This window comes from Ruminococcus sp. YRD2003 (assembly GCA_900109435.1).
GTDB classification, from domain to species: Bacteria; Bacillota; Clostridia; order Oscillospirales; family Ruminococcaceae; genus Ruminococcus; species Ruminococcus flavefaciens_G.
The window spans coordinates 362,239-385,083 of sequence record FNZT01000003.1 but is presented as its reverse complement, the minus strand read 5'-3'; the positions used below and the strand labels follow the sequence as shown (position 1 = coordinate 385,083).

Sequence of the window (22,845 nt, the reverse complement as noted above, 5' to 3'; positions counted from 1 at the left end):
TGTATGTCAACTGTTAAAATAGCTTATCGGTGGATAAAAAAGGTGCTTCAATGACTATGAAGCACCTTTCTGCTTATTAGAGAAGTGTTATACCGTTCTCGGCGCATTTCTGCACCATTTCGTCCGTCCATATCGAGGACTGGACCTCGCCGATATGCGCCTTGTTGAGCAGGAGCATACACAGTCTCGACTGACCGATGCCTCCGCCTATGGTGAGCGGGAGCGTGCCGTCTGCTATCATCTGGTGGTAAGGGTACTTCATTCTGTCCTCAGCACCGCATTCAGCAAGCTGAGACTTGAGCGAATCAGCGTCAACTCTGATACCCATAGATGATACTTCGAGCGAATCGTCGAGCACGTCGTCCCAGATGAGGATATCGCCGTTGAGCGACCAGTCATCATAGTCGGGAGCACGTCCGTCGTGCTTTTCTCCGCTCGCGAGCTTACCGCCTATCTGCATAAGGAATACGGTCTTGTGTTCCTGAGTGATGAGGCGTTCACGCTCGTGACCCGTCTTGTCGGGGTACTTGTCTTCGAGCTCCTGAGTCGTGATGAAGTACGGCTTCTCACAAATCTGACCTGCTATCTGCGGGTAGCGGAGGCTGACCTTGCGCTTTGTGTAAGCGATAGCCTTGACGACTGATGTTACCGTATCTTTGAGGAACTGAATGTTTCTGTCCTCGCGTGTGATGACTTTTTCCCAGTCCCACTGGTCCACGAAAATGGAGTGGGTGTTGTCGGTATCGTCATCGCGGCGGATAGCGTTCATATCGGTGTAGATTCCCTCGCCTGCTTTGTATCCGTAGCGGTAGAGAGCCATTCTCTTCCACTTCGCAAGCGACTGCACGACCTCGCCTTCGCCGTCGATTTCTTTTATCGAGAAGTCGACCTTTCGCTCAACGCCGTTTAGGTCGTCATTGATACCGCTGCCTTTTCTGACGATGAGGGGAGCGGACACACGGTCGAGAGTCAGTGCAAACGAGAGAGCCTGCTGAAAAATGTCCTTGATGTACTTGATAGCGTGCTGAGTTTCTCTCAGCGTGAGAGCAGATTTATAGCCCTCGGGTATATAAAGTGACCTTGACATATAATTCACTTTCCTTTCGTGGATATATAACAACAGTCGGCGCCATTGACGGCTGCTGTGCGGAGAATTGTGATATTAGTCTGCGCGTTCAAAGACGGATCTGGAGCCGTCTGAAGATTTCATTATCATCTTGTTTCCTTCAAATTCGATGCCGATGTCATTCTGTCCCATAAGGTTCATAGTTTTCTTTTCGGCATCGTAGGTGTACTTCAAAGAAAACTCAGCGATCATATACGCTTCTTCGGGGCTTCTGAAATCAAAGAAATACTCATAACTATTGAACTCATCGTCCTCAAACTCATCTTCTTCGAGCTCATCGCAGGTATACTTTCCATACTTTGAATTCGGGTCGGGCGAGCCGCAGCGCTTGAAGTCGATTGTTTCACCGTCTGCATTCAGAGTCAGAACAGAGCCGTCATATTTGATATCCTTATAAGTAATGTCATAGAATTTGAAACCTTCATCAGTCAGGCACATCATACTTGAAATGTCTGATTCGACCTGTAATTTACAATACTCATTGTCGAATTCAAAGACGAGGTCGCTGAGATTTACCTCGCCTGAGGAATCGGCTAAGTATTCAGCTATTTCATTGTCTTCGTCACCCGAAACTTTCCACTTTCCGATAGGTGAAGCGGAATCGGTCTTTGAAGTCTTTGTAGTTGTTTCAGTGGTACGGGCAGTAGTAGTGGTTGCTTTTGTAGTTTTTTTCGTCGTAGCCTTTGTCGTAGTAGTTGTGGTGGTAGTAGTGGTAACAGTAGTTGTCATAGTAGAAGGCGGCTCAGGCTTTTTTATCTCCTCGTTATCAAGGCTGTCCTTGCCGCAGGAGGCGAGGGAAACAGTCAGTATCAGAGTTGCTGCAAAAATAGAAAGATTCTTTTTCATAGTAATTCATCCTTTTCAAAGCCGTTATCTTATTGAGCCAACAGTTCTCGGGAACATGATCACGTCACGGATATTAGCCATTCCCGTCGTGTACATGATAAGTCTCTCGAAGCCGAGACCGAAGCCGCCGTGCGGAACAGTACCGTACTTGCGGAGGTCGAGGTAATCGGAGTAGAGGTCGAGGTTCATATTTCTCTCCTTCATAGCAGCGACGAGCTTGTCATAGTCAGCCTCACGCTCGCTTCCGCCGATTATCTCGCCGACGCCGGGAACAAGGAGGTCAACAGCCGCAACGGTCTTGCCGTCGGGATTCTGCTTCATGTAGAAGGACTTTATCTCCTTGGGGTAGTCTGTAACGAAAACAGCCTTCTTGAATACCTTCTCGGAGATATATCTCTCGTGCTCTGTCTGGAGGTCACAGCCCCACTCTACGGGGTATACGAACTTCTCACCCGAATCCTGAAGGAGCTTGATAGCCTCTGTATAGGTAACTCTTCCGAAGTCGTGGGAAATGAGTTCTTCAAGGCGAGATTTGAGACCCTTCTCGAAGTGAGCATCGAAGAAAGCGACCTCGTCGGGGCAGGTGTCGAGCAGCTCGCGGATAACGAACTTGACCATGTCCTCAGCTATCTCGATAACGTCATCGAGTTCGGCGAAAGCAATCTCGGGCTCGATGTGCCAGAATTCGGCGAGGTGCTTGGGGGTGTTCGAGTTCTCGGCACGGAACGAAGGTCCGAACGTGTAGATCTTACCGAAAGCAGTTGCGCCCATTTCGCCTTCAAGCTGACCCGAAACGGAGAGACCGGCCTTTCTGCCGAAGAAGTCGTTAGCGTAGTACTCCTCCTCGGTCTTGAAATCGTGCGAGAAACCGTTTGTAGTCACGGTGAACATCTCGCCCGCGCCCTCGCAGTCACTGCCTGTGATGAGGGGAGTATTTACGTAAATGTAGTTATGGCTCTGGAAGTATCTGTGCAGAGCCGCCGCGAGGACCGAGCGAACGCGCATAACAGCGTTGAAGGTGTTCGTTCTGCCGCGGAGGTGGGGGATAGTACGCAGGAATTCGAGCGTATGTCCCTTCTTCTGGAGCGGATAATCTGTGGGAGCGTCGCCGAGTATGGTTATATTTTCGGGAACAGTGTTTATCTCGAAGGTATTGTTTCTGCCTTCAACGACCTTGCCGACGACCTTCACGGAAGTGCCGACACGGGGCTCCTTGAAGTCACCCTCGCCCTTTTCGACTACGACCTGCAAATTCTTGAGTGAAGTACCGTCATTGAGCTCAATGAACGCAACGCTCTTGGAGTTGCGTGATGTGCGGACCCAGCCGCAAACTGTGACTTCCTTGCCTGCGAACTCACCTGTGACGATAATGTCTTTGATGTCTGTGTGCTTCATAATATTCTTTCCTTTCGCAATTTAATCAGACGAGAGAATACGAAAAGCTCCCGCCCTGAAACAGGACGGGAGCATAATACCCGTGGTGCCACCTGAATTTACCGCTTTGTCATCGAAGCAATAACTTCTCCCGATATCGCGGGAACACAACAAAAGCAGTCACTCTTGCCCGCTGTAACGTGCGGAAACGTCGCCCCTACTCGGAAAAACCTTTGGGTTTGCTGCTCGGAAGTGTTATTCACAACGGCTCTGATACGCGGCTCACACCTTACCCGCGCTCTCTGAAAACGAACTCCGAAGCTACTTCTCTTCGTCAAAGCATTTCAACTAAGTGTTATTTTAACACCATTCAGTGTATTTGTCAATACCTTTTTTAAAAAAACTTACAGCAGCTCTGCGATGTCGAGAACGAGACGCTCGGATTTTTCCCATCCGAGGCAGGGGTCGGTAATGGACTTGCCGTAGATATTTTCGCCTATTTTCTGGGCGCCGTCCTCGATGTAGCTCTCTATCATCAAGCCTTTTACGAGCTTAGCGATGTCTGTGCTGTGACGCATACTGTGGAGTATCTCTTTTGCGATGCGAATTTGTTCGAGGTACTGCTTACCTGAATTTGAGTGGTTCGTATCGACTATGAGCGCGGGGTTCTGCAAGTTCTTTTCAGCGTAAGTCTGCGCGAGACGGTATAAGTCCTCATAGTGGTAATTCGGGAAGGACTGACCCTTGTCGTTTACGTATCCGCGCAGGATAGCATGAGCGTAGGGGTTGCCGTCGCTCTTGACTTCACAGCCTCGGTAGATGAAAGCGTGACGGTGCTGAGCGGCGGTAATTGAGTTCATCATTACCGAAATATCGCCGCCTGTCGGGTTTTTCATACCGACGGGGATAGATACACCGCTTGAGACAAGGCGGTGCTGCTGATTCTCGACAGAGCGCGCTCCGATAGCGATATACGCGAGAAGGTCATCGAGGTAGCTGTAGTTCTCGGGGTAGAGCATCTCGTCAGCGGCACTGAAGCCTGTCTCTGCGAGAGCGCGCATATGCAGATTTCTGACAGCGATGATACCGCTTTTAAGGTCGGGATTGCCCGTGGGATTCGGCTGGTGGAGCATACCCTTGTAGCCGTCGCCTGTAGTACGCGGCTTTCCCGTGTAGATACGAGGAATGATGAGCACCTTGTCCTTGACCTTCTCCTGTAATTCGCGGAGACGCGTGATGTAGTCGAGTACAGGTTCCTCGCTGTCGGCAGAGCACGGACCGATGATGAGCAGGAACTTGTCCGACTCACCCGAAAATACCTTCTTGATCTCCTCATCTCGCATATTCTTCTGAGCGATGAGTTCGGGAGAAAGCGGATGCTCGTTTTTTATTTCTGACGGGTGCGGGAGCTCCCTGATAATATTCATTGACATAAGATTCTTCCAATCATTTATTATATTGAGCGAGCCAGTCTGTGCCGAAACGGAGGGCAAGCTGGTCGCAGAGCACAAGTGCGGTGATGCTGTCGGCGACAACTCTCGCGCGGTGTACAATAGCGGGGTCGTGACGCCCATTTATCTGTAAGGACGTATTTTCACCCGTATTCATATTGATAGTCTGCTGTTCAATGTAAATAGACGGAGTAGGCTTAACGGCACATCTGAAAACGATAGGCATACCGTCGGAGATACCACCGAGAATGCCACCGCAGTTATTAGTAGAAGTAACAGTCCTGCCTTCCTCGGAGCGGAAAGGGTCGTTGTTCTGACTGCCTCTCAGCTCCGCGGCAGCGAAGCCCGCGCCGAATTCGACGCCCTTGACAGCGGGTATGCTGAACAGCGCATGGGAGAGCACTCCCTCCAGCGTATCGAACCACGGCTCACCGACACCGGCGGGAAAGCCGCAAACAGCAGTTTCGAGGATCCCTCCGACGCTGTCGCCCGCAGATTTCGCTGCGAGTATAGCATCTGTCATCCTGTCTTTGCAAGAGTCATCGAGAACAGCGAACGCCAGACCTGTGAGCTTGTCGATATCATCATTAATATTGCCGAAAAATCGGTCTCTTATACCGCCACACGCGAGTATGTGCGTACCTATCTTGATTCCTTTGCTGTTCAGTGCGGAGATAGCGACTGCACCCGCGGCAACAATTCCCGCGGTAATGCGACCCGAGAAGTGACCGCCGCCGCGGAAGTCCTGAAAGCCGTGGTACTTCATCTGAGCGGTGAAGTCCGCATGACCGGGGCGAGCCTTGTAGGCGAGCTCGCCGTAATCGCGGCTTCGGGTGTCCTGATTTTCAATGATAAAGGTTATGGGAGTGCCTGTAGTCGTGCCGTTGAACACACCGCTGACGATTTTTACAGCGTCAGCTTCCTTGCGGGGAGTAGAGATATCACCGACCGACTTTCTCAGTGCCATCTGCGAGGCGATGAAGTCCTCGTTCACGGGTATGCCCGCGGCGAGTCCGTCAAGGATGCAGCCTATAGCGGCACCGTGGCTTTCTCCGAATATAGTGAGCGCTACGCTCGATCCGAATGTATTTTTCAAAGCTGTCAACTCCTGATATTATCAAATGAGACTACTTGATATTTTACCACATCAACGTGCTAATGTCAACAAAATCTTTTACTTTCAAATACGATTATAAATTAAATCTGTAAATTTATCAAAAATACTTGAATTCATATTAAACCTATGTTATAATAGGTATATAAATTCGTACCGAATTATCGCGATTTAGTATAAGGAGAACTTTAATGAAGATTTCAACAAAAGGAAGATACGCACTGCGTATGCTCATAGACCTCGCCTCGCACCATGATGAAGGTTTTGTTTCACTTAAAGATATAGCCGATAGGCAGGGGATATCGAAAAAATATCTCGAGCAGATAGTTCCTATGCTCAACAAGGACGGCATCCTGCGCACTAACCGCGGCAATCGCGGAGGCTACCAGCTTGCCAAATCTCCCGCCGACATAACCGTAGGAGATATCCTTCGCTCGACAGAGGGTAACCTTGCGCCTGTTTCGTGCCTTGAATTCAGTCCGAACAAATGTCCGCGCATGGAAGATTGCACCACGCTCTATATATGGGAGGGGCTGTACAAGGTCGTTACCGAATACCTTGACACCATCTCGCTTCAGGACGTGATCGAGCGCTCGATCAACCTCAATGGCGGCGATTACTGCATATGACCTTTATACGCATTTAACGGGGGAGCCTTTAGGAGGCTCCCCCGAATCTTATACAGTATAGTTTTCAGCTTCCTTTTGAAGCTTGATGTCAACGAGCGCATCTATGAGAGTGCCGTTTTCGGCATACTCTTCGGAGAAGACCTTGCCGTCGATGCGTATGCGGCTGATGAAAGAGGTTTTGTCGTAAGGGATAAGAAGCTTCATACGCTTAGCAGTTTCGGGCAGAGTACGCGCAATACAGTCAAGCAGCTTATCAAAACCGCCGCGGTGCTTAGCGGAGATGATAACGGTATTGTCGTCCTCAAATACAGTGTCAGGATAAAGCGCCGCATCAGACTTGTTCATAACGTTTATCTTCGGTATCCCGTCACATCCGAGTTCGGACAGCAGCTGCATCGTTACTTCTGCCTGCTGCTCTCTTTCGGGCGAGGACATATCCTGCACGTTCAGGATTATGTCTGCGGAGGCAGCTTCTTCAAGTGTTGATTTGAACGCCTCGACGAGGTTATGCGGAAGACGCCGTATCAGCCCGACCGTATCTGTCAGCAGCACGCTTCTCCCGTCAGGGAGCTCGATAGCGCGCGAGGTAACATCAAGCGTCGCGAAGAGCTTATCCTCCGCGAGCACGCCTGCGTCAGTCAGAGCATTCAGCAGAGTTGACTTGCCTACGTTCGTATATCCCACTATAGCCGCACAGAGAACGCCGTCCTTTTTTCTGCGGGAGCGCGAGAATGTGCGGTGTTTTTTCAGTTCTTCGAGTTCTGCTTCAAGGTAGGAGATACGCTTGCGGATATGGCGCTTGTCGGTCTCAAGCTTTGTCTCACCGGGACCGCGTGTGCCTATTCCACCGCCGAGACGCGAGAGCGCAGTACCCATACCCGTCAGCCTCGGCAGGCGATACTTTTGCTGTGCGAGCTCGACCTGAAGCTTTCCTTCTTTTGTACGTGCACGCTGAGCGAATATGTCGAGGATAAGCGTTGTTCTGTCAATTACGCGAACATCGAGGATATCCTCGATATTTCGGACCTGAACGCCGCTCAGCTCGTGGTCGAAAATAACAAGCTCGGCTTCAAGGGAACCGAGCTGCTCTTTCAGCTCCTCGAGACGTCCCGCACCCATACAGGTAGCAGGGTCATAGGAAGCTTTTTTCTGGATTATCTTGCCGACGACCTGAGCGTTTGCGGTCTCAGCGAGCTCTTCGAGCTCATCAATGGAGGTCTCGGCGTCAAATTCTCCTGTATCCACACAGGCGAGGACAGCCTTAACGGGCGACTCGTCCGTTTTATTATCAAACATAGCGTCTCCTTATTGGTCAGTCTCGGTCACTGTAGCAGGCTCCTCCTCAATGATGGTATCATCGAGTGTCTCGTTGCCATTTGAGTCGTAAATGTAGATATCCGTATGTTTTTTCTCGTCGTTATAAGAGATGTAGGTCTCGGTCCTGCGTATTTTTTTGAGCTTATTACCATCCCACTGATAGACGATGAAACAGTCGATGTAACCGTCGTCCTGCTCTTCGACGAGAGTATTATTCTCACCGACCTTCATCAGTCTGTTTACTTTCATCAGCTCATCATTGAGGACAAAGTCGTTTTTTTCGGGGAGATAGCAGTAGTAGTATCCATATCCCGAATAGCTGTTCTCATAGGGGATGAAAATGTCCTGATAGCCGTCAAAGTTGAAATCGGCAACGGAGATATACTTTTCGTCGGGAGTGTAGTAATAGGACAGTGCCTTTACAAGTCTGTCATTTATACGAAGCTCGACGGTAGTACCGTTGAGAGCGTATGTGAACCTCTTTTCCTCGGTCGGAACGGTAAAATCCTCTGTGAAAGCCTGAGTACCGTCCTGCGGGAGGGGAGCGGTCGTATAGACCGTGAAATTCTCCGTGCGTATATGTGCCTCGGGGTCGTCCTTGCTCCTTCCGCAAGAGAAGAGTGCAGCAGACAGTATTACAGCTGTTATAAGCAGTTGCTTTTTCATTTATTCCTTTGACGCTCCTTCCGCGAGTCGGGATATCTCTTCGGGTGTGAAAACGTAATTCTTTCCGCAGAAATGGCACTTTACCTCAGTGTCCTTGCCCTCGGCGGCAATGGAGCGAAGCTCCTTCTGTCCGATGCTTATGAGCACTTTTTCTGTACGTTCGCGGCTGCAATCGCACCTGTAGACGGGTGAAGCTGAGTCAAGTTCATTCGGTTCAAGCCCTTTGAGCAGCATATTTGCGATCTCCTCGGGAGTGACTCCTTCATCAAGAAGAGCGGAAACAGGCCTCATGTCAGCGACATTTTTTTCAATGATGTCAATACACTTCTCGTCTGCAAAGGGGAGGAGCTGTACGATGAAGCCGCCTGCGGACTTCACGGAAAGATCGGTGTCCACAAGAACACCGAGCGCACAAACAGTAGGTATCTGTTCACTAATTGCGTAGTAGTTAGCGACATCCTCGGCGATCTCGCCCGAGACGAGGGGGATAACACCGACGTAAGGGTCACGCAGCCCCATATCCTTGACAACAGCGAGAGTTCCGTCTCTGCCGACAGCTCCCGCAACGTCGAGCTTGCCCTTGTCATTCAGAGGCAGCTCAACAACGGGATTTGAAACGCAGCTCTTAACGTTGCCTCGGCTGTCTGATACAGCGACGAGCTGACCTGCGGGTCCGTCCGCGTCTATACGGAGTGTCAGGCTGTCATCCTCGCCTTTGAGCATATATCCCATGAGAGAGGCAGCGATCGTGAGTCTGCCGAGTCCCGCAGTAACGACAGCGGAGGTCTTGTGGAGTTTCTCGATCTCCGAAACTATATCCTTAGCGTCGAGTACAGCGGCAAAAGCGGAGCCGTCTTCAGAAATAGCTCTGTAAAGCTTACCCATAAAAGTGAATTCCTTTCATATTGATTGCCCGTTGACGATACATTTTGCAGCGTAAACGATACGCTGACAGTCGGGGGCAGGGGAGTCGAATGTATCATCGCCGTATTTTGCGACGATCTCGAACCCCGCATCAGTCAGAGCCTTTTCAAGCTCTTCCTCATTGTATGCTTTTTCCGAGAAGCAGTCGGAGCTGCGCGAATAGAGCCCGTTTTCCTCTTTCTCGAAGAATTCAAGATGCATTTTGACCTCGTCCGTATCCGAAACGAGGGAATTCTCCCAGATGCAGTAGATATTATCGGTCTCGTAGGTGAAGGTATTGTTTGCGAGGATACAGCGGTGCTTATAAAGGGTATTAACATCGAAAATGAAAAGCCCGCCTATTTCCGAGAAAAACGCGACCTTTTTAAAAACCTCCCTGACAGAATCCATATCGGGGAGGTGATTTATGCTGTCGAGAGCGCATATCGTAATGTCGATAGTGCCGTACATATCGAGTTTACGCATATCCTGACAGAGATACTGAATATTCAGCCCGCTGTCGAATTTCTTGTCGAGTGCGATTCCGAGCATCTCGTCGGAGCAGTCAACGCCGATAACGTCATAGCCGAGACGAGCCATTTCCTCGGATATACTGCCTGTCCCGCATGCGAGGTCGAGGAGGATACGGCCCTCGGTCGATTTGAATCTGTCAATGATCGAGTTGAAGTAGGCAGCACGTTTGCCGTAGTCGATATTGGCGGTCAGTTCATCGTAATACCGTGCAAAAACATCATAACCGGCCATCAGTCGAGCTCAACCTCTTCTGCGCCTGCTTCGCGGCCGTCCGCATCAAAAAGGACTCTCTCACGTTTTACGAGGACTTCCTCGCCGCTTGTATACTCAAAGTAGTCTATGAGGAGCTCATCCTTGTCCTCAGCAGACCTGTACTTCTTTTTCATAGTCTGTATCTCGGGAGCGTTTCCGTTCCATGCAAAGTGCTTTTCCTCGTACTCGTCCTCGCTGAGCTTAACGGTAGTAGTGAAAGTCATATCCTCTTTATTTACGTCGGCACGCGAGTCTATCTCACCAAGCTCCTCCCATTTTACGAATTGTTTTTCCTCGCTGTCAAAGCGGTAGTAAACGCCGAAGGTATTCAGCGTTCCGACCTGCTGTGGGATAAAGATGTCGTCGTTCCCATCGAGGTCAACGTCTTCAATGATGATGCTTGCTTTCATTTCCGTTTTGATATCCGAGAGCGCATTTATGAGCTCCTCGGTATCTATCTCGATGGTCTGGAGCTTTTCGTTGTCTACAAATATGTCTATGCCCTCTCTTGTGACTCTGCATTCAAGATCGTCCTTGGTAAAGACTTTATGTACAGTAACAGCCGTAGTTGTGGACACAGCAGTAGTCGTAGTTGTGTCCTGTGCAGTGGTGACATTTGTATGCTTTGTGGTAGCTTTTACCGATGTATTGGTACGTCTGGCGACAGTCAGGGTAGTGCCGCCGCGGGCAACAGTTTTTGTGGAAGTCGTCGTAGTATTGGCAGACGACTTCGTACCTGAAGCTGTAGTTGCGGCAGTGGACGCAGCAGACACGTCGGAAGAGACAATCGGCGCAGTGGTTGTTACTTCGGTTTTCTTTTCGACTGCAACAGTCGTCTCAGCGGTCTCGGGGTCGGATACAACAGGGTCCGTCCTACCGCAGCCTGTCAGGAGAACAAAGCTTAAAACGGCAATAATCGCTGATTTTTTCATTTTCATCACCTCATAAAATGCACGGACTTTTCACGTCAAATGGGCGACCGACACAGCCGCCCATTAAGTATAGACTTACTTTTTGCCTGCTTCCTTGAGCTTGCAGCACTTCTTGTACTTCTTGCCGCTGCCGCAGGGACACGGGTCGTTGTCGCCGACCTTGTTCGAGCGGACAGGCTCCTTATCGAAGCTGCCGTCGCCTTCGCCCGCATTGGGAGCATCGGGCTTAGCTACCTGCTCGCGCTCGGGTGCTTCATGCTTCTGGAGCTTTACGGTGAGCAGAGCACGTACAGTATCCTCGCGGATAGATTCGACCATAGCGTCGAACATCTCGAAGCCTTCATAACGGTACTCGATAACAGGGTTCTTCTGACCGAACGAGCGGAGACCGATACCCTTCTTGAGTTCCTCCATATCGTCGATATGAGCCATCCACTTGGTATCAACAGTCTTGAGGAGGATAACTCTCTCGAGCTCGCGGAGTATCTCTCCGCCATACTCCTCTTCCTTAGCCTGATAGATCTCGCCGCACTTTTCGTTGAGAGCGTTGATTATCTGTTCCTTTGTAACGGTCTTGAGCTCATCCTCAGTGAAAGTGAGGTCATCATTGTCGATGAGCCAGCCGAGGAAGTACTCCTTCAGACCGACGATATTCCAGTCTTCGCGGTTTTCATCGTCGATGAGGTAAGTGTTGACGGTAGAAGTGATAAGGTCCTCCATCATCTTGAGGATATCCTTGTGGAGGTCCTCGCCGTCGAGCACCTGTGAACGCTGCTTGTAGATTATCTCACGCTGAGTATTCATAACGTCGTCGTAGTTGAGGACGTTCTTTCTGATGCTGAAGTTTCTGCCCTCGACCTTCTTCTGTGAGGACTCGATGATCTTAGTGAGCGACTTGCTTTCGATTGGCATATTCTCATCGACCTTGAGTACGCTCATCATTCTTTCGAGACGGTCGCCTGCGAAGATACGCATGAGGTCATCTTCCACGGAGAGGAAGAAGCAGCTCTCGCCCTCGTCGCCCTGACGACCCGAACGTCCGCGGAGCTGATTGTCGATACGTCTTGACTCGTGACGCTCGGTACCGAGGATATAGAGACCGCCTGCCTCCTTGACAGCAACAGCCTTTTCCTTTATCTCAGCATTGAATTTATCGTAATACTCACGGTATTTCTTTCTTGCATCGAGGACCATCTGGTCATCGGTATCCGCGAAGCCGATAGCAGCTGTGATGAGCTCTTCCTCCATACCGTCCTTGCGGAGAGCAGCTCTTGCGAGGAATTCGGCATTACCGCCGAGCATGATATCGGTACCACGGCCCGCCATGTTGGTCGCGATAGTAACTGCGCCGTATTTACCGGCCTGAGCAACGATCTCGGCTTCCTTCGCGTGGTGCTTTGCGTTGAGGACTTCGTGCTTGATGCCCTTTCTCTTGAGCATAGCGGAGAGGAGCTCGGATTTCTCGATAGATACAGTACCAACGAGTATAGGCTGACCTTTCTCGTGGCACTCGATTATCTTATCTATGATAGCGGCATACTTGCCCTTTTCCGTGCTGTATACCTGATCATTGTGGTCGATACGGATAACGGGCTTGTTGGTGGGGATAGCGATAACGTCGAGTTTGTATATCTCCTTGAACTCGTCTTCCTCGGTCATAGCAGTACCTGTCATACCCGAGAGCTTGTTGTACAGACGGAAGAAGTTCTGGAAAGTGATAGTAGCGAGAGTCTTTGACTCGCTTTTTATCTTAACGCCTTCCTTAGCCTCGATAGCCTGATGCAGACCGTCGTTGAAGCGGCGGCCGAGCATAAGACGGCCTGTGAACTCGTCAACGATGATTATCTCGCCGTCCTGAACGACGTAGTCTATCTCGTTCTTCATAACGCCGTTAGCCTTGATAGCCTGATTTATATGGTGGAGCAGAGTCATATTCTCGGGGTCCATGAGGTTGTCGATTCGGAAAGCCTGCTCAGCCTTCTTTACGCCGCGCTGAGTGATAGTAGCGGTCTTAGCCTTCTCGTCGATGATGTAGTCGGCAGTCTCGCTTACGGTATCCTGGTCCACCTTGTCGTCCATTTCGACAACTGTAGTAGGAGTGAGCATCTTTGCGAAACGGTCAGCTATAGAGTAGAGCTCAGTGGACTTGTCGCCGCGTCCCGAAATGATAAGAGGAGTACGAGCCTCGTCTATGAGGATAGAGTCGACCTCATCGACGATAGCGAAGTTAGGCTCACGCTGAACGCGCTCCTCCTTATGAGTGACCATGTTGTCACGGAGGTAATCGAATCCGAGCTCGTTATTGGTAGCATAAGTAACATCGCAGAGGTAAGCCTCGCGGCGCTCGTCGTTGGTGAGTCCGTGGAGGATACAGCCGACGGTGAGACCGAGCCAGCGCAGAACCTTGCCCATTTCCTCAGCCTGAGTCTTAGCGAGGTAGTCGTTGACGGTAACAACATGAACGCCCTTGCCTGTGAGCGCGTTGAGGTAAGAAGCGACGCAGGCAACGAGAGTTTTACCTTCACCTGTCTTCATCTCGGCGATACGACCCTGATGGAGAACGATAGCACCGATTATCTGAACGGGGTAGGGCTTTTTCTCGAGAACACGCCAAGCAGCTTCTCTGACGGTAGCGAGTGCCTCGGGGAGCACATCGTCGAGAGTCTCGCCTGTTTCGAGTCTGTCCTTGAATTCCTGAGTTTTTGCTTTGAGCTCGGCATCGGAGAGCTTCTGATACTCCTCGTCGAGTTCGAGAACTTTATTTTTAATTGGCTCAATGCGCTTGAGCTCCCTGTTGGAGTAAGCGTTAGCGCCGAAAATGCTTTTAAAAAGACCCATTTGAATGATTACCGCCTTTACAATATTTTGCAATGTACCTGTATCTTGAAATACATATAAATACATTTTACTACAAAAGCGCCGATTTGTCAATACCTTCTCGAAGATATGCGGCAAATCGGCGTATTATCAGTCCAGACCGTAGAAAATACGGTGGTTTCTGCTTATATATCTGCTTATACGAGCGTAGTAGTCGTCCCCGTAGGGGAGAAAGAGGTAGGTTTCGTCGGCAAATTCCTCGCATTCATACTTCTCCTTGCCGAAGTATTCGAGCGCGACTCTGTCCACATCCTCGGGATAGCACGGAGAATCGGGCTCGGCGTAGAAGTCGTAGTAGAACGACGCAAAAGCCTTGCCCTCTTCGTTGAGTATTTCTTTCGTGAGTTCACCGCTGAGGGAGTTCAGCAGAAATTTGCGTATATCGAGCTCTCCGCGGCGTATGGACTCAAGCTCGTCGGCGAAGAAATCCTTGAATTCGTCGTCGATGAGGTCACGTTCAATGCACCAGCGCAGGAACATCGCGATGTGGTTTGCACCGTTTATCTCACTGATATCGAGCTGTTTTTCCTCGATTTTAGAGGAGTGGTCTTCCACGCGGTCGATGAGCTCGAAGGTCGAAGCATCGACCACAGGTCTGCGGTCAAGGTCGACAACAGGGTCGAGCTCGTCGCCGAAGCGGTCGAGCAGGGCATCGGTACCGTGGTCTATCTTGTAGCGCATTTCTATATCATACAGCGGAATGACCTGATAAAAATTGACCTTTTCACCGTTCGGGAGGGTGCAAACCGATGATTCTTTGCCGAATGACGGTGAGAGCAGCAGAACGGCACTGAGGTCGGTCTCCTCGGTGAACGGCTTACTGTAGTCGACCGAGTGTCCCCGACCTATCCACGAGCGGTGACGAACGGGCAGGTGAGCTATCCTGTTTAAAAGCTCAACAGGCCACATTGTTTCGGGAACATCGGTGTCGAAGTCCCAGTTTGCGGGCAGGCAGAGCACGAGCTCGGCACGTTCAAGCCCTTGTCCGCGGAGTTCCTTTGGGAGGTTCATTTTATATGCGCCGAGCCCCATAGTCACGAGCGTAAGGAAGTACCTGTCATCGTCTGGCGGGATGACAGCGATATCTATTTTCAAATCTTTGGGTGAATTGTCACGGAAAACCTTAGGAAAATCGCCGATGTGCTCGGTGATATGCTCTTCTATCGCGTCGGTCTGGTCGGGAGTATAAACGGCGATATTCTGGTCAAAATTGCTGTTGAACTCATTCATTGCCGTCACACTTTCCTGTCAGTCTGTCGAGCTTAGCGCTCAGCTCGGCGACTCTCATATCGAGCCTTTCATTTTCATCACATAATCTGGTCAGAAGTCCGATTACGGAGTCGAGTTTTGCGGCGATATCCGAGCTGCCCGCAGTTCCCTTAGCAGACACGATATTTTTCCTGATGAGTTTTTCCAGAATGTTGTGAAAGCTGATAAACTCCGAGCTCAGGGTACCTTCGGACTTCATACGCTTTACTGTCGGGCTCTTCTGAAAGAACTGGAACATAAAGCAGTCAAAGGAATTGAGAAAGTCGAGACAGCGCGAGCTGTCGAAGCACCCGCCGTTTTCGGAATCGAGAGAGAGCTCTTTTCGTAAGGCGTTGATATTCCTGATGAAGCTTTTCTGCTCCGAGCTCACGTCAGAGGAGGACATAACGAGCCTGCCCGCGCTTCTGTAGCACTCCTCGCGGTCATTAGCGGTATCCTCGAGCGCGAGCACCACAAGAGCGGACTCAAATATATTAGACAAGCTCGAAACGATCACAGCCGTCGGGTCGAAGTCTTTCCGCGAGAGGTCGGTATGACCGATCACAGCCGCGGAGCGTTCCGTCTGTTCGGCAATACTGTGAACGAGCTCTTCTTCGGTTAGCATTATCATGTTATCACCTCAGTATTATCTGCGGTATATCGGCGGGAGCGTCAGCGATGAAGTCAGCGCCCGCGTCGGCAAGCTCGGTCTTTCCGCGGAATCCCCACGCACAGCCGACCGAGAGCAGCCCCGCGTTTTCAGCGGTCTGAATATCGACATTGCTGTCGCCTATCATATAGACTTTATCGAACTCATCCAACACCGACACGGTATCAAATTCACCTTTCATGTCAGAGTGATAGTTTGAATATATATCGGAGAACACGTCGTCGATAATGGCTCTGTCAGGCTTTTTCGGACGTTCCTTGCATCCGCCGAGAACGCACTCGAATCGGATATCGGGGAGAAGTCGTGCTACTATCTCGCGTGCGAAATCCTGTGGTTTATTTGTAGCCACGGCGAGTCTTACACCCTTGTTCATCAGCCTGTTGAGAGTCTCCTCCATGCCGTCGTACAATTTTGTTTTGTCGAGGTAATGCTCCGCATAGTATTCGCGGAACAGCTCATGGAGCTTATCCGCTTCGTCCTTGTGCCCCTCGGGCAAAGCCCTCTGACACAGCACGGGAGCGCCGTTCCCAACGAGCAGCTTGTACTCCTCATAAGTATGCCCCTCATATCCGAGCACACCGAGCCCGTAATTCACAGCGTCGCCGAGATCGGCGATAGTATCGGCGATAGTTCCGTCAAGGTCAAAAATTGCTAAAATCATTCTAATCTCCGTTTATTTCATAAGTGTTGCGAGTGAGCGGGAGTACCGTCCGCGGAACTCCTCGAACCTGTCCTCGTCGATAGCCTCGCGTATCTTTTCGGTAAGTGTGTTGTAGAAGTAGAGGTTGTGCTGAACGGCGAGACGTCCCGCAAGCTGTTCATTTGCCTTGAAGAGGTGTCGGATATAGGCGCGGGAGAAGTTCTTGCAAGTCGGACAGTCACACTGCTCGTCCACAGGACGCGGGTCTGTCTCGTAGCACTTGTTTCCGAGGTGCATGATGCCGCTCCATGTGAAAACGGTAGCATGACGGGCGTTTCGGCTCGGCATGACGCAGTCGAACATATCCACTCCGCGTGCAACAGCCTCGATGATATTCGAGGGAGTACCCACGCCCATGAGATAGCGCGGCTTATCAACAGGCATAAAGGGTTCGACCACGTCGATTATCCTGTACATCTCGGAGGTCGATTCACCGACAGCGAGACCGCCGATAGCGTAGCCGTCGAGGTCGAGCTTGGCGATATCCTCCATATGCCTGATGCGCAGGTCATCGTAGGTCGAGCCCTGATTGATGCCGAAAAGCATCTGCTTCTTGTTTATCGTATCGTGGAGGCTGTTGAGGCGCTCCATTTCATCCTTGCAGCGATACAGCCAGCGTGTCGTACGCTCTATTGACTTGGCGGCGTACTCGTAGGTAGCGGGATTCTCGACACATTCATCGAACGCCATAGCGATAGTCGAGCCGAGGTTTGACTGTATCTGCATACTCTCCTCTGGACCCATGAAAATTCGGTGTCCGTCGATATGGGAGGCGAAGTAGACGCCCTCCTCCTTAATGCGTCGGAGCTGAGCGAGCGAGAACACCTGAAATCCGCCGCTGTCCGTGAGAATGGGCTTATCCCAGTTCATGAACTTGTGCAGACCGCCCATTTCCTTCACGACCTTGTCGCCTGGGCGGAGGTGGAGGTGATAGGTATTGCAGAGCTCCACCTGTGTTTTCAGCTCCTTCAGGTCGACTGAAGAGATACCGCCTTTTATAGCGGCAGCAGTACCGACGTTCATGAAGCACGGAGTCTGAAAGCTGCCGTGAACAGTTTCGACGATACCGCGGCGAGCCTTATTGTCTTTTTTGAGAAGTGTGAACATATATGATTCCTTTCGGTTTACATTCTTATCAGCGATTTGCGAAGAACACGGGGATTAATGAGAGTATTCCACCGATATACAGAGCCGATGCGACAGCAGTAACGATGTATGAAGCAGTCATCAGGATTTTGTACGGCTTGGTAGCGACCGTGCCGTGCTCGGTATAGATGAATCTTGCAATTGAGGAGAGCGAGCCGATGATCAGCCCGATAGAGGCGGGGATGATACCCATAATGATCATTGCACCGAAAACGATGATATACATTGCGAGCATGAAGGGCAGCAGAAGCAGGGAGAAAAAGCTCGAATACTCGTTATCCCAGTTTAGCACGCCCGAACCGCCTTCAAGCATTACGGCAAAATAAGCGCAAACGCAAAAGCATACCAGACCGAAAGCGGTGTAAAGAGCCGCAACAGTGATGTTGATGGCATAGTCTGTGTTTATCCTGAACTTATCGTTTTTCATAGAAGTGACCTCCTGCCTTTTTTCTATATTATACCTTTCGGGCAGGCGAAATACAATGTGTCAAAGGTCACTTTAGCAGTTACAAATGTAATTGATTCAGAAAACGGAATACGGCTCGGACTCGTCGGGGACACGAGACTTGCGCTTATTGCAGAAGCCGATCAGTCTGCCGTTATCATCGCGAAGAGCATAGACATAACCGTCTATCGAAGCTTTGATCTTGCAGGCAAAAACGCGGTTGTTTTCGGGGCTTTCCTTAAACCATTCAACGACCATATTTATCTTGCTTTGGGTCTCGAGGTCGATGTAGGTGTTCAGTGACTTGCCCACGATATCATATCCGCCTATTTTCGCATAAGCGGAATCAGCGGCTTTGTTTATGAAGATGATGCGAAAGTCGAGGTCGCAGATAGTGACAGGCTCTTCCTCGGTCTCAATAAAGCTTTTGAAAAACTCGGTTAATTCCATTTTGGTGAAGTTCCTTCCTTAGAGATATGTCGGTTTTCGGAACTAAAAACAGCATCTCCGAAAACAAAGCATTTATCACAGTATGCACATCGAATCGCCGAAGCTGAAAAAGCGGTACTTTTCATCTACAGCGACTTTGTAAGCATTCATAGTGTTTTCGTATCCCATAAACGCCGAAACGAGCATGATGAGCGTACTTTCGGGGAGATGGAAATTTGTGATGAGACCGTCGATACACTTGAACTCATAAGACGGATAAATAAAGATATCGGTATAGCCCTCATGCTCGGAGATATCTCCGTAGAATGTGGCAACGCTTTCGAGCGTGCGGCAGGTCGTGGTCCCGACGGCAATAACACGTCCTCCTGCGGCTTTAGTCTGATTTATGAGGTCAGCTGTTTCCTTCGGGAGGAAGTAATGCTCGCTGTGCATTTTATGATCGAGCACATTGTCCTCTTTTACGGGGCGGAAGGTCCCGAGCCCGACATGGAGCGTAACGAAAGCAGTCTTTATACCTTGCCTGCGAAGGTCATCGAGCATTTCCTCGGTGAAGTGCAGACCCGCAGTCGGAGCAGCCGCCGAGCCGAGCTCATTTGAGTAGACCGTCTGATAGCGCTCCTTATTTTCGAGCTTTTCCTTTATGTAAGGCGGGAGCGGCATCTGCCCGACGTCCTCGAGAGCTGTGAAGAAGTTGCCCTCGCACTCGAACTGCACGACGCGGTTGCCGTCGTCCTTGACCTCGACAACTTCCGCAATTAGCCGTCCGCCGCCGAAGCTGAACCTTGTTCCGACCTTTGCTTTTTTACCGGGACGGCAGATTATCTCCCAGAGCTTGTCGCCCTTCTGCTCAAGGAGCAGGAACTCAATAAAAGTTCCGTTGCCTATCTTTTCGCCGTAAAGTCTGGCAGGGATAACGCGGGAATCGTTCATGACGAGAAGGTCACCTTCTCTGAGGTGCTCGCATAGATTGTAGAAGTGGTCGTGAGTTATTGCCCCTGTTTTACGGTCAACGCACATCATACGCGAGGCATTGCGCGGCTCGATGGGAGTCTGTGCGATAAGCTCCTCAGGCAGGTCGTAGTAGAAATCTGACTTTAAAAGTTCCAAATTCAAGCTCCTTTAACTTTTAGTGTGCGGAGAAACTGCTTCTGCTCATCTGTGATGCGGAAGCTCTCCACAGCCTTCTGTATCGTTTTATTATGAGTCCATACATCGAGCTTCTTCTGCACGATATAGGGAAGCACTTCATTGTAGTTCTTGGCAAGAGCGGTGGCGAAATACCAGGCTCTCATCATGTTTATGTAGTATTCGTCCGAGCTGACCGCGGCGACTCTGTCAGCGTACTCGCTGCGGAAGCTGTCGCCGAGGAAATATCTCATCAGCGAGCAAACGGCGAATCTGACCGTATACGTAAGCTCCGAGGCAAGCCATTTATCTATATACGGCAAAAGCTTGTCCGAGTGTTTAGCGAATACATTCGGAGAAAGTTGGTCACAGGTAGCCCAGTTGTCAATATACGGGAGAAAGTCATCTGTAAGGCGGATACATTCATCGAAGTCCCTCACCTCTGAGATGATGAAGGAATGGAGCTGATACTCCTCGAAGAAACGGTGGGGGAGAGCTGCGAGAAAATCGCCAGTATCATCGCGCTTTGCAAGTTTTTTGCGAGTTTTCGCAGGTCGGGAGTGCGAACTCCGATAAAGCTCTCTTTATTGAGCGTGGGTATCGTTTTCTGAGTCAGCAGAGCAAATTTTTCGTCTTTTGCCTCTGTGAGAGCACTTTCAATATCGGTAAATATGCTCATAAGCATCCCTTTCGGAAAATAAATTTTAAAATCATGAAAAAAACTGTTGACAACGCGCCTGTAAAGTGTTATTATGTAAACAAGGTAGAGGTGCGGCTGCGAAGAGTAAGCGTACAGAGGGCGACCCGTCCGATGAAGTGCGCCGAAAGGCAAAGCTGCCGAAGAGCGGTATTTGGTACATTCCGTTCTGGCTGTATGTCGAACAGGTATACAGCTGTCATCATGTGTTTGATGGAGAGCTATCGCATAACGAAACTGCTATGCTAACATTTCTATTATAACTCATGATCGACCGGTTTGCAACCGGTTTTATTATTTTTTTGAAAATTTTTTTAAAGGAGTCAACATTATGAAACAGTATAACGTAGGGATCATAGGCGCAACGGGCATGGTCGGACAGCGCTTTGCAACGCTTCTGGAGAACCACCCGTGGTTCAATGTCAAGGTGCTTGCCGCTTCACCGAGAAGTGCAGGTCAGACATACGAGCAGGCAGCAGGCAGCCGCTGGAAGATGGCAGTTCCGATGCCCGCAGCAATGAAGGACATGGTGCTGCTTGACGCCACATCCGATATCGAGAAGATAGCATCAATGGTAGACTTCTGCTTCTGCGCAGTCGATATGAAGAAGGACGAGATAAAGGCTCTCGAGGAGAAGTACGCAAAGGCTGAGTGCCCGATAGTATCGAACAACTCGGCACACCGCTTCACGCCCGACGTTCCTATGGTAGTACCGGAGATAAACCCCGAGCACATTGAGATAATCAAGGCACAGCGCGAGCGTCTCGGCACAAAGAGAGGCTTCATCGCAGTCAAGTCCAACTGCTCGATACAGAGCTATGTACCCGCACTCCACCCGCTCAGAAAGTTCGGACTGAAGAACGTGCTTGCCTGCACATATCAGGCAATTTCGGGCGCAGGCAAGAACTTTGAGACATGGCCTGAGATGGTCGATAACCTCATTCCCTACATTGGCGGCGAGGAAGAGAAGTCCGAGCAGGAGCCTTTGAAGGTTTGGGGCGAGATAAAGGGCAATGAGATAGTAAAGGCAACAACGCCCAACATCACGACACAGTGCCTCAGAGTGCCCGTATCTGACGGCCACACGGCAGCAGTATTCGTAAGCTTCGAGAACAAGCCCTCCAAGGAGGAGATACTCAAGCTTTGGGCAGACTTCAAGGGTGTACCGCAGGAACTCGAGCTCCCGAGCGCACCGAAGCAGTTCATTCACTATTTCGAGGAGAACGACCGTCCGCAGGCTAAGCTCGACCGCAACATCGAAGGCGGTATGGCAGTTTCTACGGGACGTCTCCGCGAGGATACACAGTACGATTACAAGTTCGTATGCCTCTCGCACAATACACTGAGAGGAGCAGCAGGCGGCGGAGTCCTTCTTGCAGAGCTTCTCGCAGCAAAGGGCTACTTTGACTGATTATCTGAGATGAGAAAGGACAGACCACTTATGAAGAATACGATTTTTACAGGTGCAGCAGTAGCGATAATCACACCTATGAACGCCGACGGCTCCATCAACTACGATGAGCTCGGATGTGTTATCGACGACCAGATAGAAAACGGCACCGATGCAATAGTTATCTGCGGCACAACTGGCGAATCCGCCACAATGACCGACGACGAACACCGTGACTGCATCAAGTTTGCGGTTAAGCACGTTGCAGGCAGAGTCCCCGTTATCGCGGGTGCAGGCAGCAACGACACACATTACGCGGTAGAGCTCTCAAAGGAGGCAGAGGCTGCGGGCGCAGATGCTCTGCTCCACGTGACCCCCTACTACAATAAGACGACACAGAAGGGACTTATCGCACATTTTACAGCGATAGCCGACGCGGTAAATATCCCGATAATCCTTTACAATGTACCGAGCAGAACAGGCTGCGGACTTGATGTTGCGACTGTCAAGGAGCTCGCAAAGCACAAAAACATCGCAGCCATCAAGGAAGCAAGCGGAAACATCAGCTATGTTGCGAAGCTTGCAGCAGAGTGCGGAAACGACATCGACATCTACAGCGGCAACGACGACATGGTCGTACCCGTTATGTCGCTTGGTGGAAAGGGCGTAATTTCGGTTGCTTCCCACGTTATCCCCAAGGAGATGCACGATATGGTGCAGTTCTGCCTCGACAACAACTTCGAGGAAGCTGTGAAGCTCCAGCTCAAGTACCTTGATATCATCAATGACCTTTTCATAGAGGTAAACCCGATTCCCGTAAAGGAAGCGATGAATATGCTCGGCTGGAACGCAGGTCCCTGCCGTCTGCCGCTCTGCGAGATGACGGACGAGCACAGAGCAAAGCTCCGCTCTTCACTCGCAAACCACGGACTTATCAAATAAAAATACGCGGT

The 22,845-nt window shown here is 50.4% G+C and carries 22 protein-coding genes, 1 pseudogene, 1 riboswitch and 1 other annotated feature; of the genes and pseudogenes, 3 read left to right on the top strand and 20 right to left on the bottom strand.

The annotated features are described in order from the left end of the window. Window positions 1-76: 76 nt before the first annotated feature. The 5 genes from asnA to aroC form a co-directional block, all read right to left on the bottom strand. On the bottom strand, window positions 77-1,087 hold the full coding sequence (gene asnA, locus BMX22_RS01750; RefSeq protein WP_074740209.1) for an aspartate--ammonia ligase: 1,011 nt from the start codon (window positions 1,085-1,087) through the stop codon (window positions 77-79). A 75-nt stretch (window positions 1,088-1,162) separates the two neighbouring features. Continuing rightward, a complete protein-coding gene (locus BMX22_RS01745) occupies window positions 1,163-1,972 on the bottom strand; it encodes a hypothetical protein (RefSeq protein WP_074740208.1) in 810 nt (269 codons plus the stop codon). 24 nt (window positions 1,973-1,996) lie between these two features. Further along, window positions 1,997-3,367: an asparagine--tRNA ligase gene (gene asnS / locus BMX22_RS01740; protein ID WP_074740207.1), complete on the bottom strand. Its 1,371-nt coding sequence runs from the start codon at window positions 3,365-3,367 to the stop codon at window positions 1,997-1,999. A 58-nt stretch (window positions 3,368-3,425) separates the two neighbouring features. Further along, window positions 3,426-3,693 (bottom strand) — a binding site (T-box leader). Between the two features lie 57 nt (window positions 3,694-3,750). Next, complete coding sequence (locus tag BMX22_RS01735) at window positions 3,751-4,779, bottom strand: 3-deoxy-7-phosphoheptulonate synthase (protein ID WP_074740206.1); 1,029 nt, start codon at window positions 4,777-4,779, stop codon at window positions 3,751-3,753. Between the two features lie 13 nt (window positions 4,780-4,792). Beyond that, window positions 4,793-5,893, bottom strand: coding sequence for a chorismate synthase (gene aroC / locus BMX22_RS01730; protein ID WP_074740205.1), 1,101 nt, complete (start codon window positions 5,891-5,893; stop codon window positions 4,793-4,795). 209 nt (window positions 5,894-6,102) lie between these two features. Here aroC and BMX22_RS01725 point away from each other — a divergent pair, with 209 nt between their 5' ends. Beyond that, on the top strand, window positions 6,103-6,540 hold the full coding sequence (locus BMX22_RS01725) for an RrF2 family transcriptional regulator (RefSeq protein ID WP_074740204.1): 438 nt from the start codon (window positions 6,103-6,105) through the stop codon (window positions 6,538-6,540). 48 nt (window positions 6,541-6,588) lie between these two features. On the opposite strand, the gene hflX is transcribed toward BMX22_RS01725, so the two are convergent. The 15 genes and pseudogenes from hflX to BMX22_RS16750 form a co-directional block, all read right to left on the bottom strand. Beyond that, a complete protein-coding gene (gene hflX, locus BMX22_RS01720) occupies window positions 6,589-7,836 on the bottom strand; it encodes a GTPase HflX (protein WP_074740203.1) in 1,248 nt (415 codons plus the stop codon). 9 nt (window positions 7,837-7,845) lie between these two features. Then, on the bottom strand, window positions 7,846-8,523 hold the full coding sequence (locus tag BMX22_RS01715) for an XAC2610-related protein (protein WP_074740202.1): 678 nt from the start codon (window positions 8,521-8,523) through the stop codon (window positions 7,846-7,848). Then, entirely contained in the window at window positions 8,524-9,408 is an 885-nt protein-coding gene (hslO, locus tag BMX22_RS01710) for an Hsp33 family molecular chaperone HslO (RefSeq protein WP_074740201.1), read from the bottom strand. Between the two features lie 15 nt (window positions 9,409-9,423). After that, on the bottom strand, window positions 9,424-10,191 hold the full coding sequence (locus BMX22_RS01705) for a class I SAM-dependent DNA methyltransferase (RefSeq protein WP_074740200.1): 768 nt from the start codon (window positions 10,189-10,191) through the stop codon (window positions 9,424-9,426). After that, a complete protein-coding gene (locus BMX22_RS01700) occupies window positions 10,191-11,144 on the bottom strand; it encodes a hypothetical protein (RefSeq protein ID WP_074740199.1) in 954 nt (317 codons plus the stop codon). The genes BMX22_RS01705 and BMX22_RS01700 overlap by 1 nt, the downstream gene beginning before the upstream one ends. A 75-nt stretch (window positions 11,145-11,219) precedes the next feature. Beyond that, a complete protein-coding gene (gene secA / locus BMX22_RS01695; protein ID WP_074740198.1) occupies window positions 11,220-13,982 on the bottom strand; it encodes a preprotein translocase subunit SecA in 2,763 nt (920 codons plus the stop codon). Window positions 13,983-14,111: 129 nt separating this feature from the next. Further along, window positions 14,112-15,251: a suppressor of fused domain protein gene (locus BMX22_RS01690; RefSeq protein ID WP_074740197.1), complete on the bottom strand. Its 1,140-nt coding sequence runs from the start codon at window positions 15,249-15,251 to the stop codon at window positions 14,112-14,114. Then, window positions 15,244-15,900, bottom strand: a complete 657-nt coding sequence (locus tag BMX22_RS01685) for a hypothetical protein (protein ID WP_074740196.1) — start codon at window positions 15,898-15,900, stop codon at window positions 15,244-15,246. The genes BMX22_RS01690 and BMX22_RS01685 overlap by 8 nt, the downstream gene beginning before the upstream one ends. A gap of 4 nt (window positions 15,901-15,904) precedes the next feature. Continuing rightward, on the bottom strand, window positions 15,905-16,600 hold the full coding sequence (locus BMX22_RS01680; protein WP_074740195.1) for an HAD family hydrolase: 696 nt from the start codon (window positions 16,598-16,600) through the stop codon (window positions 15,905-15,907). A 12-nt stretch (window positions 16,601-16,612) separates the two neighbouring features. After that, window positions 16,613-17,746, bottom strand: a complete 1,134-nt coding sequence (tgt, locus tag BMX22_RS01675) for a tRNA guanosine(34) transglycosylase Tgt (RefSeq protein WP_074740194.1) — start codon at window positions 17,744-17,746, stop codon at window positions 16,613-16,615. A 28-nt stretch (window positions 17,747-17,774) separates the two neighbouring features. Then, the gene (locus tag BMX22_RS01670) at window positions 17,775-18,212 is read right to left on the bottom strand and encodes a hypothetical protein (RefSeq protein ID WP_074740193.1); all 438 of its coding nucleotides are present in this window, start codon (window positions 18,210-18,212) and stop codon (window positions 17,775-17,777) included. Between the two features lie 96 nt (window positions 18,213-18,308). Continuing rightward, window positions 18,309-18,680, bottom strand: coding sequence for a hypothetical protein (locus BMX22_RS01665; protein WP_074740192.1), 372 nt, complete (start codon window positions 18,678-18,680; stop codon window positions 18,309-18,311). 75 nt (window positions 18,681-18,755) lie between these two features. Beyond that, window positions 18,756-19,787, bottom strand: coding sequence for a tRNA preQ1(34) S-adenosylmethionine ribosyltransferase-isomerase QueA (queA, locus tag BMX22_RS01660; RefSeq protein ID WP_074740191.1), 1,032 nt, complete (start codon window positions 19,785-19,787; stop codon window positions 18,756-18,758). A 2-nt stretch (window positions 19,788-19,789) separates the two neighbouring features. Further along, window positions 19,790-20,293: pseudogene (locus tag BMX22_RS01655) on the bottom strand (DNA alkylation repair protein); the annotation flags it as partial. Continuing rightward, window positions 20,242-20,484 carry a hypothetical protein gene (locus tag BMX22_RS16750; RefSeq protein WP_318259665.1) on the bottom strand — a complete coding sequence of 81 codons (243 nt, stop codon included), beginning with the start codon at window positions 20,482-20,484 and terminating at the stop codon, window positions 20,242-20,244. The pseudogene BMX22_RS01655 and the gene BMX22_RS16750, both read right to left, overlap by 52 nt. Window positions 20,485-20,561: 77 nt before the next feature. Then, a riboswitch (Lysine riboswitch) is annotated at window positions 20,562-20,734 on the top strand. Window positions 20,735-20,833: 99 nt separating this feature from the next. Between BMX22_RS16750 and asd the strand changes: the two genes are divergently transcribed. Next, window positions 20,834-21,913, top strand: coding sequence for an aspartate-semialdehyde dehydrogenase (asd, locus tag BMX22_RS01650; RefSeq protein ID WP_074740190.1), 1,080 nt, complete (start codon window positions 20,834-20,836; stop codon window positions 21,911-21,913). A 30-nt stretch (window positions 21,914-21,943) separates the two neighbouring features. After that, a complete protein-coding gene (dapA, locus tag BMX22_RS01645; RefSeq protein ID WP_074740189.1) occupies window positions 21,944-22,834 on the top strand; it encodes a 4-hydroxy-tetrahydrodipicolinate synthase in 891 nt (296 codons plus the stop codon). Window positions 22,835-22,845: the final 11 nt, after the last annotated feature.

Excerpts from the sequence above, each read along its gene's own strand:
- BMX22_RS01715 (WP_074740202.1), bottom strand. The coding sequence starts at position 8,523 with ATGAAAAAGCAACTGCTTATAACAGCTGTAATACTGTCTGCTGCACTC.
- BMX22_RS01705 (WP_074740200.1), bottom strand. The coding sequence starts at position 10,191 with ATGGCCGGTTATGATGTTTTTGCACGGTATTACGATGAACTGACCGCC.
- BMX22_RS01670 (WP_074740193.1), bottom strand. The coding sequence starts at position 18,212 with ATGAAAAACGATAAGTTCAGGATAAACACAGACTATGCCATCAACATC.
- tgt (WP_074740194.1), bottom strand. The coding sequence starts at position 17,746 with ATGTTCACACTTCTCAAAAAAGACAATAAGGCTCGCCGCGGTATCGTC.
- BMX22_RS01665 (WP_074740192.1), bottom strand. The coding sequence starts at position 18,680 with ATGGAATTAACCGAGTTTTTCAAAAGCTTTATTGAGACCGAGGAAGAG.
- BMX22_RS01690 (WP_074740197.1), bottom strand. The coding sequence starts at position 15,251 with ATGAATGAGTTCAACAGCAATTTTGACCAGAATATCGCCGTTTATACT.
- dapA (WP_074740189.1), top strand. The coding sequence starts at position 21,944 with ATGAAGAATACGATTTTTACAGGTGCAGCAGTAGCGATAATCACACCT.
- BMX22_RS01725 (WP_074740204.1), top strand. The coding sequence starts at position 6,103 with ATGAAGATTTCAACAAAAGGAAGATACGCACTGCGTATGCTCATAGAC.
- asd (WP_074740190.1), top strand. The coding sequence starts at position 20,834 with ATGAAACAGTATAACGTAGGGATCATAGGCGCAACGGGCATGGTCGGA.
- hflX (WP_074740203.1), bottom strand. The coding sequence starts at position 7,836 with ATGTTTGATAATAAAACGGACGAGTCGCCCGTTAAGGCTGTCCTCGCC.
- BMX22_RS01735 (WP_074740206.1), bottom strand. The coding sequence starts at position 4,779 with ATGTCAATGAATATTATCAGGGAGCTCCCGCACCCGTCAGAAATAAAA.
- BMX22_RS01745 (WP_074740208.1), bottom strand. The coding sequence starts at position 1,972 with ATGAAAAAGAATCTTTCTATTTTTGCAGCAACTCTGATACTGACTGTT.
- BMX22_RS01680 (WP_074740195.1), bottom strand. The coding sequence starts at position 16,600 with ATGATTTTAGCAATTTTTGACCTTGACGGAACTATCGCCGATACTATC.
- BMX22_RS01685 (WP_074740196.1), bottom strand. The coding sequence starts at position 15,900 with ATGATAATGCTAACCGAAGAAGAGCTCGTTCACAGTATTGCCGAACAG.
- hslO (WP_074740201.1), bottom strand. The coding sequence starts at position 9,408 with ATGGGTAAGCTTTACAGAGCTATTTCTGAAGACGGCTCCGCTTTTGCC.
- BMX22_RS01700 (WP_074740199.1), bottom strand. The coding sequence starts at position 11,144 with ATGAAAAAATCAGCGATTATTGCCGTTTTAAGCTTTGTTCTCCTGACA.
- asnA (WP_074740209.1), bottom strand. The coding sequence starts at position 1,087 with ATGTCAAGGTCACTTTATATACCCGAGGGCTATAAATCTGCTCTCACG.
- asnS (WP_074740207.1), bottom strand. The coding sequence starts at position 3,367 with ATGAAGCACACAGACATCAAAGACATTATCGTCACAGGTGAGTTCGCA.
- BMX22_RS16750 (WP_318259665.1), bottom strand. The coding sequence starts at position 20,484 with ATGAGCATATTTACCGATATTGAAAGTGCTCTCACAGAGGCAAAAGAC.
- secA (WP_074740198.1), bottom strand. The coding sequence starts at position 13,982 with ATGGGTCTTTTTAAAAGCATTTTCGGCGCTAACGCTTACTCCAACAGG.